This window comes from Sporofaciens sp. St.21A7 (assembly GCF_059728535.1).
Genome location: NZ_BAAGFN010000001.1, coordinates 3,927,316 through 3,942,867 on the forward strand (window position 1 = coordinate 3,927,316; position 15,552 = coordinate 3,942,867).

Genomic DNA, 15,552 nt, shown 5'->3' on the forward strand with positions numbered 1-15,552 from the left:
GGTAATCCTCCTCATTTTTTACAGCAAATTGACTCAGCAAATTTATTTTTCTTTATGTGTGCTATTTGTGTATACTGTTATAGTATTCATCAAACAATTTTTAGATACAATACCCATTCACATCAAAAAATGTCCCGTTTGCCCAATCGTCTTGTATCTGGATCATATTTTTTATATAATATTTTCAGTAAGGAGTGTGTGAAAATTGATTCGGATTGCAATTTGTGAGGATGAGCCGGTTCTCCTGAACCATTTGGCAGATATGGTGAACATAATACTAAATCGGCATTCTGTCAGCTATACGGTCGAAAGGTTTGCAAATGGCGGCGCATTGCTGGTCCGCGAGCCTTTCGACCTGCTGCTTCTTGATATCGCTATGGAGCCGTTAAGCGGCCTGGAACTTGCCAAAAAGCTTCGCATGCGCGGAGATGAAAGTAAGTTAATCTTCATCACGGCCCATCGGCAATATGCCATAGATGCGTACGATGTACAGGCGTCCCATTATCTCGTCAAGCCTGTGGATGCCGAAAAGCTTAAAACAGTGCTTCTGAAACTGTGTTCTTCGTTACAGAAGGAGCGCAAACCTGCCATTGCCATAAGGCAGGGTACGGCTGTCAGGCGGATTCCATTTGAGCAGGTCTATTATCTGGAAGTCATCAACCGGAAGATCCATCTGCATACGGAGCAGGAAAGCCTTCCGTTCTACGGGAAACTGGAGGAACTGGAACCGTCGCTGCCGGAGACGTTTTTCCGATGCCACCGAAGTTTTATCGTTAATTTTGACCATGTGCAGCGTTATGACAAAAAGGACGTATGGCTTTTAAACGGCGAGCAGATTCCCCTGTCCAAGCGCAGGTATCAGTCCTTCGGGCTGGAATTTATGCATTATCTGAAAGAAATCGGGGATGTGTTTTGAGCGGGGCGGCGGTCGGCTCTGTCCTCTGGGGCTTTTTGGATATTTTTCTGAGATACCGGTTCTTAAAGAAAATGCTGGGGGCGAAATACCGGTTCGCTTATATATGGTACTACCTGGGTTCTCTGTTCTATGGGCAGTTAAACGTATGGCTCGTGCTTGCCGGTACGCCTTGGGGCAATCTCGTCTATCTGTGCGGATGTGCATTTGCCCTCAATATGCTTCTGTTCCATGGGAGCGTGATGAAAAAATGCTTCTTTACGGCGTGGATGTACTGTGTCCCGGAAGTTGCCTGCGTGATCTTCTTCCCCCTGTTTCACGCACTGACGGTCATGAACGGGACGTCTGTTTATTCGGATATTGCACTGAAATTGATTGACTGTGCCGCATGTCTGACACTGTATGCCATGATGGAGCTTTTATCCCGGAACCTCCATGTACTCAAGCGGGATTTTGAAGACCGGGACGCTGTTTATCTAATGTGTATCATCGTGTTTATCTGTGGGGCTGTTGACATGATGCTGAATCTGTTTACCGGAATCAGTGGGTGGAGTGGAGCAAATGTGTTCGCTGTCGCCGTTTCCTTGAGCCTGATTGCGCTGGGCGGCGAGGTTCTTTTGGTTTCTTGTGCAGTCATGCTGGAGCGACGTCTGGTGGAGCGATTGGCAAAGCAGCAGTATCAGATACTTGGAAAGCATCTCGAGGCTTCTAAGGAACAGTACTGCCAGATTACGAAAATCCGGCATGATATGAAAAATCATGGGCTGTGCCTTGCACAATTATTGGCAGATGGGAAAACGGAGGAAGCCATGCGTTATCTTGAGCAGATGAATCTGCGGATGGAACTGGGGGACGCTGTGATACAGACCGGTTCTGTCTTCGCGGACGCACTGCTGAACCCGAAATGCCGTCAGGCTAAGGAGATGGGCATTGACCTTTCTGTCCTGATGACGGTTCCGGGTGAGGAGACGATTGCTCCGGTGGAGCTTTGCTGTCTGTTGTCTAATGCATTTGACAACGCGATCGAGGCATGCCAGCGGGGAATGGATGCGGGGAATCCTGCAGGGTGGATACGGGCTCGGGCGCAGATGCATACGAATTACTGGGTATTTGAAATCAGTAACAGCATCCATGCGCCGGTATCTGTGCAGGGTGAAAGGTTCTTCCTGTCTTCCAAAAGGGGTACGTTCTGCGGGGTCGGCCTTCAGAATATCCGGGCGGTGGTGGAGCGGTATGGCGGCGTGCTTGACCTTAGGTGCGAGACACAGTTTACGTTAAGCGTGATGCTTCCTTTGGCATCAAAATAATGTTCCCGTCTCTGTGGCTCTTCCTTTGGCGTCAAAATCGTTCCCGTCTGCATCAATGGGATAAATCCGATAAGGGTATCTGCCGATAGTCAGATATACCCCGCAGGATATCCGGGCAGGGTAAATTCAACAAATATGGAGGATTGAATCATGCGGATTAATTTTAGCCAGACAAACAGATGTTTACAGCCGGGGCTTGGGAACCCCGGGTTCAGGAAAAATGTTTCCGGGAACGGACAGCCGCAGGGGAATGTTATGCGCAGTGATACGGCCGCCTTGTCGCCGCAAGGGAAAGCCGCCAGCCGCCTTGCAAACCTGATGAGCCAGAAAGAGCTGATTCAGATGAATAAAGATTCTCTGCTAAAGCGTGCCTTAGACGATGAGTCAGGAGCCGGTTCTGCCGGGATGAAGGAACAGTTAGAAGAATATGAGGAACAACTGGACGCACTGAATGAACAGATTGCCTCTGAGATGGCAAAACAGGCAGAGGAAACCGAGAAGGATAATGAGAAGGATACGGCTTACCAGAAACCCCAGAATACGCCGCCCGCGGATTCTTTGGAAGACAGTATTGACCGAATAACCGAATTGTCTGCAGATTTGGACATGGCAAAGATTTCCAATCAGGCAAACGTCCGGCGGGAAGGCGAAGAGAATGTGTGCAAAGCCGAAATAAAACAGGGTTCTACGGCGGCAAAGCGGAAACTTGAGAAAATCAGGCAGATGGAGCGTTATACCGGCGCATATGCGCCGATATTGAAAAAATTGCATTGATTTTGATGGGGAGTCTGCATATAAGAAAATCCAATGGGCTTGGAGCGCCGAAGAGCCGTATGCCGTTATCCATCGGATGGCCTTTCAAAAAGAGTTCAGAGGAATTGGGTTGGCAGATATTGCGTTTCGGCTAATAGAAGAATTATGTATCCGGAATGGGATTTACTATATTCGGGTGGATACGGATTTTTAATCAACGGATGCAGCATATTTAAAAAAAGAATGGGACTATCGTCAGATAAAACACACCCTCAAGACATACCGTAATACTTGCCCCTTGCGGGGCTGCAGTCCATTTTACATTCTCAGCATATCGCGAATATAATTCTGCAATCCCGCTTCTTTATCTATGCCATATCTTTTATGCACAGCGCCATAATACTTCCTAATGCTGTCTTTTGTTAATATTTCATTGGAAGGAATACCATCTTCATATCCTCTGCGCGCGCTTCTCCAAGGCTCCTCATTATGGGTAATCTTCTCTAATACTTTCCCGCCATACATTCCGAAAGTATTTAAGACCAAATTAATAACCTTTTTCTCATCCTCTGTCAATACATCTTCCGTCCACTCTAAGAGCGCAAACCTTGCATCATCGATCGGATTGTACTTAAAATCCCTGAAAAGGTCGTAGACATCCGGATAAACAGGTCCATGAACCCACGCTCTACAATCTTCATGAAAGATTGGTTTCCCATATAATGCAGAATAAGTTCCCTGAATAAAATAGAGGAGTTTCTGGAGCATTAGCGGAGTGACTTCCTCGAGTTTTTCAAAAGTACATGCAATGACTCTAATCATTTTATCGGATACCGTAAAAATGCTCTCTAAACTATGGGCCGCGGCCAAAGCTTTCTTAAATGCCGCATCCGTAATCTTATCCCTATTCTCTGTCAGCTTATCTCTCATAAATGCCGGAGAGGAAAGGGCAGCTCTTATAACATCGGAATATTCCCTTGATGGAATTTGTCCCTCAAGGTATCTGGGAATCGTAATCTCACCAAAGCCAAGAGCAAGCGATAAGGGAGCTTTCCCAATCTTATAAATCTCCATCAACTTTTCAATGTCACCGATGGAAACTACCCCTTCCGCAAATCTATACTGACTGTCAATCTCCTGTACATTTTTATCAATAAGCCCTGGTATCCCCATCTCTTCTCCACATTCTGAACATACTGCAACCGTAATTTCAAAAATATATTCCTTATTCCTTATACTTTTTGTGATATCCTTTTTCTGCAAAAAATACTCTGTTTCTTTCCTGCATTCTACACAGAAATCCCTTCTTTTTTTCTCTGTCATCATAATCACCTCTGTTTTTCAGCTAATTATTTGAAATAATATGTAAGCGGACTTTTCTGTTCATGAAATGAAATCACTATCACAAAACAGTTTTCTAGCTTGTTAACCTTGATATATAAGGAAACGAGCTTTTCTCCCGGCCCATTTCTCTCTAAGAGAGTCACATCTTTCCCAAAAACATAGAGTCTCTCATATTCATATCCCTTATGCACATTCTGTAGAATCCCTGAAAAATCTATGGGCGCAAGACTAAGGAGAATTTCCTTTGCCTTGGCTTCATCAATGACATAATCCAGAAATAAGTCTATGTTGTCCTGCCTTTTTGAGTTTCTGGCAATGCGGTATCTATTATTTTCTACTGCATCTTTCACATCAGAAAGATACTGCTCTATATCTTTTAGCCCTATTTTCAATGTATCTTCCTCCGTAGAAAATATAACTAAGTTTTTAATCCTGTTATCATTTTACACTAATGATAGGATTTTGTCAATATCATATCATTCAAAAATATTTAAATGAGATATCCCAGAAATCAATAAATCCCCTGCCGAACGCCTTGCAGCATATCGGCAGGGGAAAAATAAACTAAACTTATGTACGCTCTTTTCTGGTGCGGAACCTTTTGACCAGGCTTTCCATTATCCTTGCCTGTTCGGACAGCTCCCTGGACGCGGCAGAATTTTCTTCGGCTGCCGCTGCGTTGGCATGTACAACTCCGCTAATCTGAGACATGGAATCGACCATATGCGCAAATGCCTCTACCTGTTCATTGGTAGATTGGTCGATATTTCCCAAAAGTTCTGCCATGGACTGCACATTGTCCCCAACCTGCTTCATGGACTGCACCGTTGCGTCGGCAACCTGAATCCCATGTTCCACTGCTAATGCAGATTTTTCTATCATTTCTGCGGTGGAGCTGGCAGCTTCCGCACTCTTGCTCGCAAGATTGCGGACTTCATCCGCAACAACCGCAAAGCCTTTGCCTGTTTCGCCGGCACGCGCTGCTTCTACCGCTGCGCCGTCGCCTCCTCCGCCAGCGCGTCGAACTGCTTCATCTCTTCCTGCGCCTGCCACTGCTCTTGTTGGGATAATAAACGGCTAATCTCCTCATACGATGCTTTCAATGCAGACAGCTTTTCCTCAAAAGCCGTTATCATCGCTGTATCTATCACGCCGGTTTCCCGAATCGCAGTCAATTCTGCTTCGATGTTCTGGCAGGCTTTCTCGTAATCATCCGTCAGCTTTCCGTCGGCAGCCAACAGCATCTGGTCGGCTGCATTCTCTATTTTATAAACATCTTTTAGCAGCGCGACAGAGGAAAGCGCACTCATATGCGGACCTGTATACAAGTCAACTGAAAGATTAGAAATACCCCGCAAATTAGAAAGTGAAAATGCATTCATCACAATTATAATAATCAGCAGAAGTCCAAAGCCTAATGTCAGTTTCCCTCGAATTTTTAACTTTTTCATTACCGTGCTCCTTATGTATCTCTGAAATATTCTTAGCTGCCAAAGATGAAGCTTTTATAAATGTGTACACATGCGGTATTATAACATAGAACATTGTGCTTTTCCAGACATAATCTGGAATTTTAGCAATGATTTTAGCAATAATGTTACTTTTCACACCCACGCCAGTAATAGGCTTTTTAGAAAGTGTTGGTAAATGTGCTGAAATTAAAAAAAATTTTATCCACAGTAAATGATACATTTGAGGACAAAATGTTATTAACATTTTGTCCTCAGATATTTCTTGTGGATAACATTTCCTCTTTTCTGTTTTTCGTCTTAAACCCCCCTTCTCACATCTCTTTCTGCGTGGTTTAATATCCATTTGTCTTGAAAAATCAACAATTTATCCCTGGCAAAATGACGAATGCCAGATTTCATTCATTCGCTTTTTTTCCAGGTTTCTGCTATACTTTTTTTATTACAAGTGCGGAGGCAGCAATGAGTAAAGAAACATCACTTATAAAAAAATATGAATTACAGATTTCTAAATTGGAGAATGCTCTTAAAGAAGCAGAAAATGTAATCCGAATCCAGGAAAAATGTATTCGGACTTCGGAAGAGCTTCTTGAACAGAAAGAAGAATATATTTCCATGCTGACATTACAACTGGAAGAGACAATAGAATTAAGCAGAACGATGGCACAGGTATTAGATTCCCGCCCTAATTCATCAAAGGAGATTACAGATGAATCCATTTGAATATACAAGTGCATTACAGTACAAAGTGAAATCACTGGCACAGCAGATCGCCGAATTTAAATCCGGCGAGAGATACCAAAAATTAGAAGAAGAATATAAGAGTATTATTCGGAAACTTGAAAAAAATATCCGGGAATTAAAACAAGAATTAGCACAGGCACGTAAGGAGATCCGGTCTGTCCGTAATCAATGGATGGAAGCAAATGATGATCTTTACCACGAATGCCAAAAAGAACTTGACAGGAAAGACCGTCTCATTGCAAAGCTCAAAAAAGAGAATCTGGAAGTTGTTCGCCAGAGAGATGAAGCATTAGATAAATGCCGTGATATAAGACAGGAATTCTACAGGGTAGGGGCTGAACTGGAGGAAGAAAAAGGCCTGAACCAAAAACTGACTGCGCAGGTCAATATGGATTTTGAGAATTCATCCATCCCCTCTTCCCAGCAGAAACCCGGCAGGAAAAAAATCCCGAACAGCCGGGTAAAAACTGACCGGAAACCGGGCGGACAGCCAGGCCATGCCGGACACCGCAGGAAGCTCCATGCCGTAACAGAGACACATGAAATCCCTGCACCTGCAAAATACCTGGATAAAGAGAATTATTATGAGACGGGAAAAATCATTCGGAAACAGAAAGTGGTCATCCAGATGTCTGTAGCGGTCATGGAATATACGACAAAGGAATACCGTGACAAAAGAACCGGAGCCCGTGTACATGCTCCATTTCCAGAAGGATATATCAATGAAGTGAACTATGACGGGACGGTGAAGGCACTTGCCTTTCTCCTGAGCAATGAATGCAACGTATCCCATGGAAAAATAAGAAAGCTAATCTCAGAATTGACAAAAGGCGAGATCGAACTGTCCGACGGCATGATCAATGGTCTTACCAGGGAATTTTCAGCGAAAACAGCGGAAGAGAAAAAAGAGATTATAAAGAAACTAATGCAGTCTCCGGTCATGAATGCAGATTTTACAAACGCATCTGTAAATGGGCACAGTGCGCAGGTCCTTATACTTGCATCCCCGATTGCAGATGTGGCACTTTATATAGGCAGGGAGAAAAAAGGGCATAAAGGAATAGAAGGAACGCCGCTGGAGAATTATGTTGGGATTGTCTTGCATGACCATGACAAGACATTTTACCATTATGGAACAAAACATCAGGAGTGTACCCAGCATGACTGCCGCTATCTGATCGGCAGCGAGCAGAATGAGCCGCAGCTGGAATGGAACAAGGAGATGCACGGATTGTTCCAGGAGATGCTGCATTACCGAAATGGGTTGGGGGAGAAAGAACTTGATCCGATAATTGTTGAGGGATTCGAGAAAAGGTATGACGAAATCCTGAACAAGGCGGAGAAAGAATATCAGGATGAGCCGCCGACGGAGTATTATAGGGAAGGGTATAATCTATTTCTCCGGTTAAGGGAATATAAAGAAAGCGAATTATTGTTCCTGCATGACAAACGGGTTCCAGCCAATAATTCCCTATGTGAAAGATTGGCAAGAGTCTATAAACGAAAACAGAAGCAGGCAATTACTCTGCGGAGCCAAGAAAGTTTAAACGATATTTGTAATGGCTTAAGCATAGTCTATTTGTTACGCTCACAAAATGTAGATGTATATCAGAAGATATCAGAAATATATGAACGGAAACGCCCGCCCAAAATAAAACAGGAAAAGGTTGTTGCTAAAGCTTAACGCCAAAGCAGCAACCTTTTTTATTATACAGATGGCGTGGGTGTGAAATGTAACGCAATAATTGTTTACCCCATACTGCCTTGCACTCGTTGTTCCTTATACCTTATCGGACGGTAGTCTGCCGCCCCGTCAGGGGCAGGCTTTTATAGTTTCAGAATGTCGAGTACATTTCCGTATCCAGCCCTTGCCGCCAACTGTTTCATGCCGTCAATCACTTCCTCTTTGGAATAATTATTCTGAGATAAAAAATCTTCTTCTTTTTCACTCAGATGTCGATAGAAAAGTGCAGCAACAGCGACATCATCCTTATCACTATAGTCCATACTTGTCAACAGGATATTTTCCGCCTCATTTATGTCGCCTTTATCAATCATGGCAAACAAGTCGTCCGGGGTCTTTCCGGCTATCTCGCATTTATTGCGGATCTCCTGTTCAACAGATACATACTGCTTTCCGAACATCAGTGAAAATAGGATTCTGACGGTTTCTTTTATAATTCTCATGAGATAATCTTTTTCGTCTTCAAAATTCATCTATAATCTCCCTCTGATCTCCAATAATTTCATCCACCGTTACAGCCTCAAACCCTGCCAACGCCTCATGGTTCGTAAGCGTCAAACTGTATCTTCATTCCTAACTCCTTTCCGAATAAATGCCGCCATAAGGGCATTGGGCATCCCGTAATGCATACCCCTGACGGGGCGGGCGAACTAACGTCCGATAAAGTATACCTCATTATACCTGTAAAGTCTAATGCAATGCAAGACCTTGGGTTAACCGATCGGATATTTTCTGAGCAGGTTCTTGGCAGACCAAGTATTTGAAATTCAATAAACAAAATTCAGAAGACGTGCATATACTAAGAATAAGAAATTAAGGCTGTGTAGATATGAGACTGTGTGAATTAGAAGACAAAGAAGTCATTAACGCCTGTGATTGTAAGAAGCTTGGATATATCGTAGATTTGATCATAGATGAATGCAACGGATGTATCGAGGCGCTGGTGATTCCAAAAGCCGGAAAATTATGTGGATTTTTCTGCGACGGTTCCGAATATATTATCCCATTCAAATGCATCAAGAAGATTGGGTCGGATATCATTCTGGTGGAAATGCATGAAGAAAAGAGATGAACGGTTGGATGAAGCCCGCCGGACATATACTCCGATATGCCCGGCGGGCTTGCCTTGTGTACGGTTATTCTTCAATATCAATGACGGAAACCGGGCAGTCGTCCCTTGCTTCCGTGGCTGTACTCTCATATTCCGGCGCTACGTCTGCGTATGCCTCTGCAACGCCGTCGTCGTTGAACCGGAACACCTCCGGACATGTGGCAACACATGCGCCGCATGAAATACATCCATCGTTTACTCTGGCTTTCATGGGTCTTTCCTCCTTGCATTTTTCAGATTCCTGTTCTTTCCCTGTGCCTTGCAGGATTCCAAACCTCTTGGCATAGAATCCTGCCTGCAACCGAAGATAGTATCCCCCATTTCCCTGCCGTTTATTCGTCATTCTCTTCAAAACAGATTATTTTATCCGCGTCCCAGTCCTGCCCTTCAGTGCATCTTTTAATTTATCAAAGGATGTAATCAATGCGCTCCTTCCTTCTCTCTTCTCGATAAAGGAGACGGATGCAAGGAACTTAGGGAGCATGTTATACTCTCCGAAATGCCCTTCTTCCATATACTGTTTCGCCTGCTCTAAATGAATCTCGCTAAGTTCCTCTTCTTCCGGGCGACCCATATTGATTTTTACTTTTTCCACGCTGGTCAGGATAATCAGCTCATCGGCGTCGATTTCTTCCGCCATCTTTCCGGCTGCCAAATCCTTCTCAATGACCGCGCTGGCTCCCCGCAGGCGGTGGTTCTGCTCCAATACCGGGATTCCTCCTCCTCCGCACGCTACCACAATCTGATCTGCGTCCAAGAGCGCGCGGATAGCGTCGATTTCTACGATGCTGACCGGATTCGGCGCGGACACGATCCGGCGATAACCTTTCCCCGGTTCTTCTACGATGTAATTGCCTTTTTTGCGCTCTTCATTTGCTTCTTCTACGTTCATATAGCGTCCCAGAATCTTGGTCGGCATATAGAATGCCTCGTCGTAGGGATCTACGATGACCTGCGTCAGGATTGTGCTGACCGTCCGGTAGATTCCCCTGTCCAGCAGTTCTTCCCGAATTCCGTTCTGGAGGTCGTAACCGATATACCCCTGGCTCATGGCGGAACATACGGACATGGGGGCGGGCGTATAGTCCTGATGCGCCTTGCCGAATTCATTCATCGCCGTGTGAATCATGCCTACCTGCGGCGCATTGCTGTGGGTGATTGCCACCTGATAATTCGACTCCACCAAATCTGCAATGACCTTCGCCGTCCTGCTGACAGCAACTTTCTGCTCTGGAAGCGTGGTTCCCAAAGCCCGGTGCCCCAACGCTACTACTACTCTTTTTTTCATAATCTCTACCCCTTTACGGTCTGTCATCTATCGGATAAAATTCGTCCCGATTCTCTCTTCTTTCTCTGGAAGCCCGTATTCTTTCTTGCCAAGGGCAATGCTCTTCATCAGGAAGGACATATTTCTTGCAAGGGTACGCATAATCTGGAGCCCTTCGCCGTCCTTGGCTGCTTCGGCGGCATTATTTCCATGGATGCTGTTCCAGTACTGGCCAGACGCCACCGGCATGCCGCAGATGGTAAAATACTTGTTCAGCTCGTCAAATGTGGCTGACAGCCCTCCTCTTCTGGCTGACACGACGCTTGCGCCTACTTTCATAGTCTTGTCGAAACGTGTGCTGTAGAAAAGACGGTCTAAAAATGCAATTACGGTAGCATTTGCCGAAGCATAGTAGACCGGGCTGCCTACAACCATACCGTCGCATTCCTGAAATTTCTCTGCGGTTTCATTGACAATATCCTGAAATGCACATTTTCCTGTTTTTGCGCAAGAACCACAGGCAATACAGCCGCGGATATCCTGATTGCCTACATGAATGATTTCGGTCTCGATTCCGCCTTCGGCAAAAATCTTCTCCATCTCATGTAATGCGGTATATGTACTGCCCTTTGCGTGGGGGCTTCCGTTGATTAATAATACTTTCATAGCATTCTCTCCTCTTCCATGATAGTCTGCCTCCAGCCGTCCGGCTTTCGGCCATGCATGTATATGTGTCTATTTCTTATTGTACCATTCGCAGGAACATTCGGCAATTTTTCTTTTGATTTTTTTGCCTGAAAGGATTATACTTATGTGTATAAGAAACAAAGAAAGGATTGCACTATGAAAAGAAATGTTGTAGCAGTACTTATTTCCATGACCCTTTTAGGGTACGCATCCGGATGCGGTAAGGGGGCGGACATCGGCAAAGACAAGGCAGCCGAGATTGCCCTGACGGATGCCGGTTTCTCTGAGGCAGAGGTCACACGCCTTAGAGTGTCCCAGGACAGGGACGATGGGCAGAGCATCTATGAGGTAGCGTTTACTTGCGGGACGACAGAGTATGAGTATGAGATCCTGGCGTCTGACGGGGATATCCTCAGCGCTGACTATGAGGGTTCTGCGGCACAGAGGCAAAATGGGCAGCAGACACAGAATGGTCAACAGAGCCCGAATGGGCAGCAGACACAGAATGACCAGCAGAATCCGAATGGGCAGCAGGCACAGGACGGACAGAACCAGACAGGACAGCAGGGCCAGCATAATACCGGCAGCCATGGTCATTCCGGCAATAACCAAAATGCACAGGCGGATGTTGCGGTTTCTACGGAACAGGCTTCACAGCTTGCGCTTGACAGAGTTCCGGGAGCGTCTGCACAGGATTTGAAGATTGAGCTGGATTATGACGACGGTTACTACAAATACGAAGGCGATATTATCTACGGCCAGAAGGAATATGAATTTGAAATTGATGCCAATACGGGTGATTTTCTGGAGTGGAAAGAAGAGCGGAGATAAGTATCCCGCCTGAGGGCAACAGCCGACTGGATTCCCTTCCAATCGGCTGTAACACTTCCCTTCCTACGTCCTGCCATTCTGCCGCCGGAATACATATTGCTGGATATCTCTCCTTGTCCCTTTCGGCAGTTCCGTGAACTGGCATCCATACCCGTAACGCCCGTCGCGGAAGTCCTCTTCCCTCAGAACCATAGCCCTTAACCGATATTCTGTCTCTACAAACGTATAGCCAAATTCTATGGTATCGTCACAGCCAAGCCTTGTCTTCGTGATAAAATACAGACCGCCCTCACTGATATTCTGGATATCGCCCTTTAATTCCCCACGTTTAAAAGATGTGATCACTGCCTCATCTTCCACCTTAACCCGCAGATGCCTCCGTCCCTGAACAATCTCCATTACCTCGAGTACCCCGCAGTCTGCAATCCATGGTTCTGCGACTTGCGGGTCGTAGTTCCTCCGGACTGCCACCTCGCAGTATGTCCGGACACACCCAATCTGCCCGTCAAAAAAATCAATCCGTACCCTCTCTGAATCGGACAGCTCATTTTCCCGCCTCATATATAATGTAATCTGTTCCCCGTCACATTTCACCCGGAGCCTTCTCTGAACCGTCTCATCTAATTCATATACGGAACATACAGTACAGTTATTTAGAACCATAGATTTTCCCCTCTCTATTTTTCTGTATTTTTTGTTTTATTTCCTCGGACCATGAATAACGGGACGCCAGCCCCTACAGCACCCTGAATCTTAGTTTCAATCTCTTTCGTTTGGAAATCCCCGGCATGGATTACCGCGTCACATTCCCCAAGCATTTTCTCCACTTGAGGGCGAAGCAGCCCGTGGGTATCTGACAGCGCTAAAATCTTCATCTGTTCTCTCCTTTCAATGCGGTATGAGGACTGGGCGTGATAGAGTCAGTCTGGTTATCCGGCTCATCCATGCTCCCCGAACGGAATCCCTCTAAATCCAAAGTCACATATCTGTAGCCAAGGCTTTTCAGATGCCCGATTACCCCGTCCCGTTGTTCCAGAATGGTTTGCAGGCTGTCCTGGTCGGCTTCAATTCTTACAAGCCCTCCGTGAACCCGCAGACGGACATTGTACAGTCCCATATTTTTCAAAAAAGTCTCGCCTTCCTCTACCTTGCGCATTTCCTCATAAGAAATGCGTGCGCCATAGGGAAAACGGGTGGCAAGGCATGGGGCAGACGGCTTATCGGACACGGAAATGCCGTACTCTCCCGCAAGCCTTCTCACGTCTGCTTTGGAGAACCCGGCGTCTGCCAGCGGGCTTAGGATGCCCAGCTCACGGACTGCCCGGATTCCCGGACGGTATACGTGAAGGTCGTCTTCATTCGTTCCCTCTAGTATTGTGGATACGCCCAGCTCTTTTGCCTTTTCTTGGATTTTGCAGAAAAGATGGCGTTTACAGCGGTAGCATCTGTCCAATGGGTTGTCTTCTATGCCGGCGCCTTCCAATTCGTCAACCTTTAATACCCGGAATATGGCTCCCATTTCCTGCGCCACTTTCTGCGCGCCTTCCTCTTCCTTTACGGGGTGCAGCATTGTGTGGAGATAGATTCCATAAACTTTTTTCCCGGTTTCTCTTGCGGCGTCGCTGGCAAGCTTCAGCAAGAGACTGCTGTCCACGCCGCCGGAAAAGGCTATGATGGTATCTGCTGCAGCGTACCGGTGCATTTTTTTTCTAAGAATTTCTACTTTTTGTTGATAGTGGTCCATATTGCTGTCCTTATTCTAGTTTATTTCACTTGCCTCACGGCAAATCAGCTCCCACACCTCCTGATATGGCAGTCCTTTTTCCCTACAGATTGCCGCTACGCTCTCATATTCCGGGTAAACCCTTAAACTTCCGTTGATTTCACATACCTTCACTTCCGCCTCCCCAAGGGAAGTCGGTATCTTGCGGATTTCACGTCTTAGCGCTGTGCGCTCCATCTTCATCCTGCGGATTCCTATCGTAGTCGTCTCACGGAACATGATTTCTTCCATCTTTGCAATCTTCTCTTGGCTGCAGATTACATTGAGCTGATATGCCGGACGGTTCTTCTTCATATACACAGGCGTATAATGCACATCCCGCGCGCCGGCTTCAAGCAGCCGTTCCATAGCATACCCCAGGGATTCTCCCGTACAGTCGTCGATGTTGCTTTCCAGTTTGTAAATGGAATCTGTGTCCCCGGACTCCGGCTCAATCAGCATCCCACGCAGGATACTGGGTCTTTTATAATCCCTCTTCCCTGCGCCTGTCCCAACCCGGCTTATCTTATATCTGCCCGGGAGCTTATCGGAAGTCCGCACCGCAGCTACAATTGCCGCGCCGGTAGGCGTTACCAGCTCTGCTTCTGTCTCTGTCATGTGCAGTGCGATCCCGTGCCGCCCAACGATATTGACCACTGCCGGAACCGGGACTGGGATGATTCCGTGCTGGCACCTGACCGTTCCTCTGCCCTCATACAGCTCAGGCACAATGACTTCCGTAATGTTTAGGTTGTCCAGGCAGATCGATACCGCAGCAATATCAACAATAGAATCCACAGCTCCTACTTCGTGGAAATGGACTTCCTCTATGGCCTTTCCGTGGGCCTTCGCTTCTGCTTCTGCTAACACGGTAAATATATTCGTTGCGATTATCTTGGCGCGTTCTGTAATCCCGGAGTTTTGTATGATAGATGTTATCTCCGGCAGCCCTCTATGCTCATGGGTGTGTGCGCAGCCATGAGCATGGGGATGTTCCCCATGTCCATGATGCATATGCCCTTCATGCATGTGTCCTTCGCAGGAATGGGCATGTGGATCTTCATGCCTATGTCCATATAAATACGCATTATCATGGTCGTGGTTCTCATGCTCCTGATCCAACAACACCCGGAAATCACAGGCATCCAGCCCCGACTTCTGTACCCTTCCAATTTCAATCCTGAATCCGTCTATCGGAAGGCTTCCAAGCTGCTCTTCTAATACTTTTCTGTCTGCCCCAAGGTCAAGCAGCGCGCCGACCGTCATATCGCCGCTGATTCCGCTGTAACACTCCAGATACAATGTATTTCCCTGTTTTCCATGTAACATTTTCTTCTACCTCCTGAAACCACGCATATTATGATAAAATTTTTTAATTACCGTCGTTTTCCATTATACGACAGACTTCTATATAATGTCTAATACTTACTTGAAAAAGCATCAAATATGGAAGCAAAATTTCGTTCCTGGCCCTTCTTATTTCCAATTCGACTGTTTTCTTTCTGCGCCTTTAGCCGATATATCTTATATACCTACTTTTTTTATCAGGAAACCCAAACTCCAAATCAGCAGAAAGGAGGGTTACTATGAGGATAAACACAAGGAATTTGCAGACCTGAC

The 15,552-nt window shown here is 46.0% G+C and carries 20 protein-coding genes; 8 read left to right on the forward strand and 12 right to left on the reverse strand.

Features of this window, described 5'->3' with window-relative positions:
* Nucleotides 1-205: 205 nt before the first annotated feature.
* The 4 genes from AC6I3O_RS19430 (at nucleotide 206) to AC6I3O_RS19445 (ending at nucleotide 3,187) form a co-directional block, all read left to right on the forward strand.
* A complete protein-coding gene (locus AC6I3O_RS19430) occupies nucleotides 206-916 on the forward strand; it encodes a LytR/AlgR family response regulator transcription factor (RefSeq protein ID WP_497852279.1) in 711 nt (236 codons plus the stop codon).
* Nucleotides 913-2,220, forward strand: coding sequence for a sensor histidine kinase (locus AC6I3O_RS19435; protein WP_497852280.1), 1,308 nt, complete (start codon nucleotides 913-915; stop codon nucleotides 2,218-2,220). The genes AC6I3O_RS19430 and AC6I3O_RS19435 overlap by 4 nt, the downstream gene beginning before the upstream one ends.
* A gap of 150 nt (nucleotides 2,221-2,370) precedes the next feature.
* Nucleotides 2,371-2,994: a hypothetical protein gene (locus AC6I3O_RS19440; protein ID WP_497852281.1), complete on the forward strand. Its 624-nt coding sequence runs from the start codon at nucleotides 2,371-2,373 to the stop codon at nucleotides 2,992-2,994.
* 28 nt (nucleotides 2,995-3,022) lie between these two features.
* The gene (locus tag AC6I3O_RS19445; protein ID WP_497853529.1) at nucleotides 3,023-3,187 is read left to right on the forward strand and encodes a GNAT family N-acetyltransferase; all 165 of its coding nucleotides are present in this window, start codon (nucleotides 3,023-3,025) and stop codon (nucleotides 3,185-3,187) included.
* A gap of 104 nt (nucleotides 3,188-3,291) precedes the next feature.
* On the opposite strand, the gene AC6I3O_RS19450 is transcribed toward AC6I3O_RS19445, so the two are convergent.
* The 4 genes from AC6I3O_RS19450 to AC6I3O_RS19465 form a co-directional block, all read right to left on the reverse strand.
* Nucleotides 3,292-4,299, reverse strand: a complete 1,008-nt coding sequence (locus AC6I3O_RS19450; protein ID WP_497852282.1) for a type II toxin-antitoxin system antitoxin SocA domain-containing protein — start codon at nucleotides 4,297-4,299, stop codon at nucleotides 3,292-3,294.
* 23 nt (nucleotides 4,300-4,322) lie between these two features.
* Nucleotides 4,323-4,709 carry a hypothetical protein gene (locus tag AC6I3O_RS19455; RefSeq protein WP_497852283.1) on the reverse strand — a complete coding sequence of 129 codons (387 nt, stop codon included), beginning with the start codon at nucleotides 4,707-4,709 and terminating at the stop codon, nucleotides 4,323-4,325.
* A gap of 178 nt (nucleotides 4,710-4,887) precedes the next feature.
* Nucleotides 4,888-5,370 carry a methyl-accepting chemotaxis protein gene (locus tag AC6I3O_RS19460; protein WP_497852284.1) on the reverse strand — a complete coding sequence of 161 codons (483 nt, stop codon included), beginning with the start codon at nucleotides 5,368-5,370 and terminating at the stop codon, nucleotides 4,888-4,890.
* Nucleotides 5,304-5,768 (reverse strand): hypothetical protein, encoded by a 465-nt coding sequence (locus tag AC6I3O_RS19465; RefSeq protein ID WP_497852285.1) that lies wholly within the window; start codon nucleotides 5,766-5,768, stop codon nucleotides 5,304-5,306. Before AC6I3O_RS19465 ends, AC6I3O_RS19460 begins: the two co-directional genes overlap by 67 nt.
* 480 nt (nucleotides 5,769-6,248) lie before the next feature.
* Here AC6I3O_RS19465 and AC6I3O_RS19470 point away from each other — a divergent pair, with 480 nt between their 5' ends.
* Nucleotides 6,249-6,509: a hypothetical protein gene (locus AC6I3O_RS19470; RefSeq protein ID WP_305085201.1), complete on the forward strand. Its 261-nt coding sequence runs from the start codon at nucleotides 6,249-6,251 to the stop codon at nucleotides 6,507-6,509.
* Nucleotides 6,496-8,214: an IS66 family transposase gene (locus AC6I3O_RS19475; RefSeq protein WP_304523303.1), complete on the forward strand. Its 1,719-nt coding sequence runs from the start codon at nucleotides 6,496-6,498 to the stop codon at nucleotides 8,212-8,214. Before AC6I3O_RS19470 ends, AC6I3O_RS19475 begins: the two co-directional genes overlap by 14 nt.
* 143 nt (nucleotides 8,215-8,357) lie before the next feature.
* Here AC6I3O_RS19475 and AC6I3O_RS19480 read toward each other — a convergent pair whose 3' ends face one another.
* Nucleotides 8,358-8,747 (reverse strand): DUF6483 family protein, encoded by a 390-nt coding sequence (locus AC6I3O_RS19480; protein WP_497852286.1) that lies wholly within the window; start codon nucleotides 8,745-8,747, stop codon nucleotides 8,358-8,360.
* A gap of 356 nt (nucleotides 8,748-9,103) precedes the next feature.
* On the opposite strand from AC6I3O_RS19480, the gene AC6I3O_RS19485 reads away from it, so the two are divergent.
* Nucleotides 9,104-9,346, forward strand: coding sequence for a PRC-barrel domain-containing protein (locus AC6I3O_RS19485; RefSeq protein ID WP_497852287.1), 243 nt, complete (start codon nucleotides 9,104-9,106; stop codon nucleotides 9,344-9,346).
* Nucleotides 9,347-9,410: 64 nt separating this feature from the next.
* Here the strand turns inward: AC6I3O_RS19485 and AC6I3O_RS19490 are convergent, their stop codons facing one another.
* The 3 genes from AC6I3O_RS19490 to AC6I3O_RS19500 form a co-directional block, all read right to left on the reverse strand.
* Nucleotides 9,411-9,596, reverse strand: a complete 186-nt coding sequence (locus AC6I3O_RS19490; protein ID WP_497853531.1) for a ferredoxin — start codon at nucleotides 9,594-9,596, stop codon at nucleotides 9,411-9,413.
* A gap of 147 nt (nucleotides 9,597-9,743) precedes the next feature.
* The gene (gene arcC / locus AC6I3O_RS19495; protein ID WP_497852288.1) at nucleotides 9,744-10,673 is read right to left on the reverse strand and encodes a carbamate kinase; all 930 of its coding nucleotides are present in this window, start codon (nucleotides 10,671-10,673) and stop codon (nucleotides 9,744-9,746) included.
* 27 nt (nucleotides 10,674-10,700) lie between these two features.
* Nucleotides 10,701-11,318 (reverse strand): flavodoxin family protein, encoded by a 618-nt coding sequence (locus AC6I3O_RS19500; RefSeq protein ID WP_497852289.1) that lies wholly within the window; start codon nucleotides 11,316-11,318, stop codon nucleotides 10,701-10,703.
* Nucleotides 11,319-11,495: 177 nt separating this feature from the next.
* Between AC6I3O_RS19500 and AC6I3O_RS19505 the strand changes: the two genes are divergently transcribed.
* Nucleotides 11,496-12,170, forward strand: a complete 675-nt coding sequence (locus AC6I3O_RS19505) for a PepSY domain-containing protein (RefSeq protein ID WP_497852290.1) — start codon at nucleotides 11,496-11,498, stop codon at nucleotides 12,168-12,170.
* 63 nt (nucleotides 12,171-12,233) lie between these two features.
* Here AC6I3O_RS19505 and AC6I3O_RS19510 read toward each other — a convergent pair whose 3' ends face one another.
* From AC6I3O_RS19510 to larC, 4 genes are read right to left on the reverse strand one after another with little or no spacing between them, the layout of a single operon-like run.
* Nucleotides 12,234-12,833: a PilZ domain-containing protein gene (locus AC6I3O_RS19510; RefSeq protein ID WP_497852291.1), complete on the reverse strand. Its 600-nt coding sequence runs from the start codon at nucleotides 12,831-12,833 to the stop codon at nucleotides 12,234-12,236.
* A 14-nt stretch (nucleotides 12,834-12,847) separates the two neighbouring features.
* Complete coding sequence (locus tag AC6I3O_RS19515) at nucleotides 12,848-13,045, reverse strand: metallophosphoesterase family protein (RefSeq protein WP_497852292.1); 198 nt, start codon at nucleotides 13,043-13,045, stop codon at nucleotides 12,848-12,850.
* A complete protein-coding gene (larE, locus tag AC6I3O_RS19520; RefSeq protein WP_497852293.1) occupies nucleotides 13,042-13,914 on the reverse strand; it encodes an ATP-dependent sacrificial sulfur transferase LarE in 873 nt (290 codons plus the stop codon). Before larE ends, AC6I3O_RS19515 begins: the two co-directional genes overlap by 4 nt.
* A gap of 15 nt (nucleotides 13,915-13,929) precedes the next feature.
* Nucleotides 13,930-15,261 carry a nickel pincer cofactor biosynthesis protein LarC gene (larC, locus tag AC6I3O_RS19525; RefSeq protein WP_497852294.1) on the reverse strand — a complete coding sequence of 444 codons (1,332 nt, stop codon included), beginning with the start codon at nucleotides 15,259-15,261 and terminating at the stop codon, nucleotides 13,930-13,932.
* Nucleotides 15,262-15,552 lie beyond the last annotated feature (291 nt).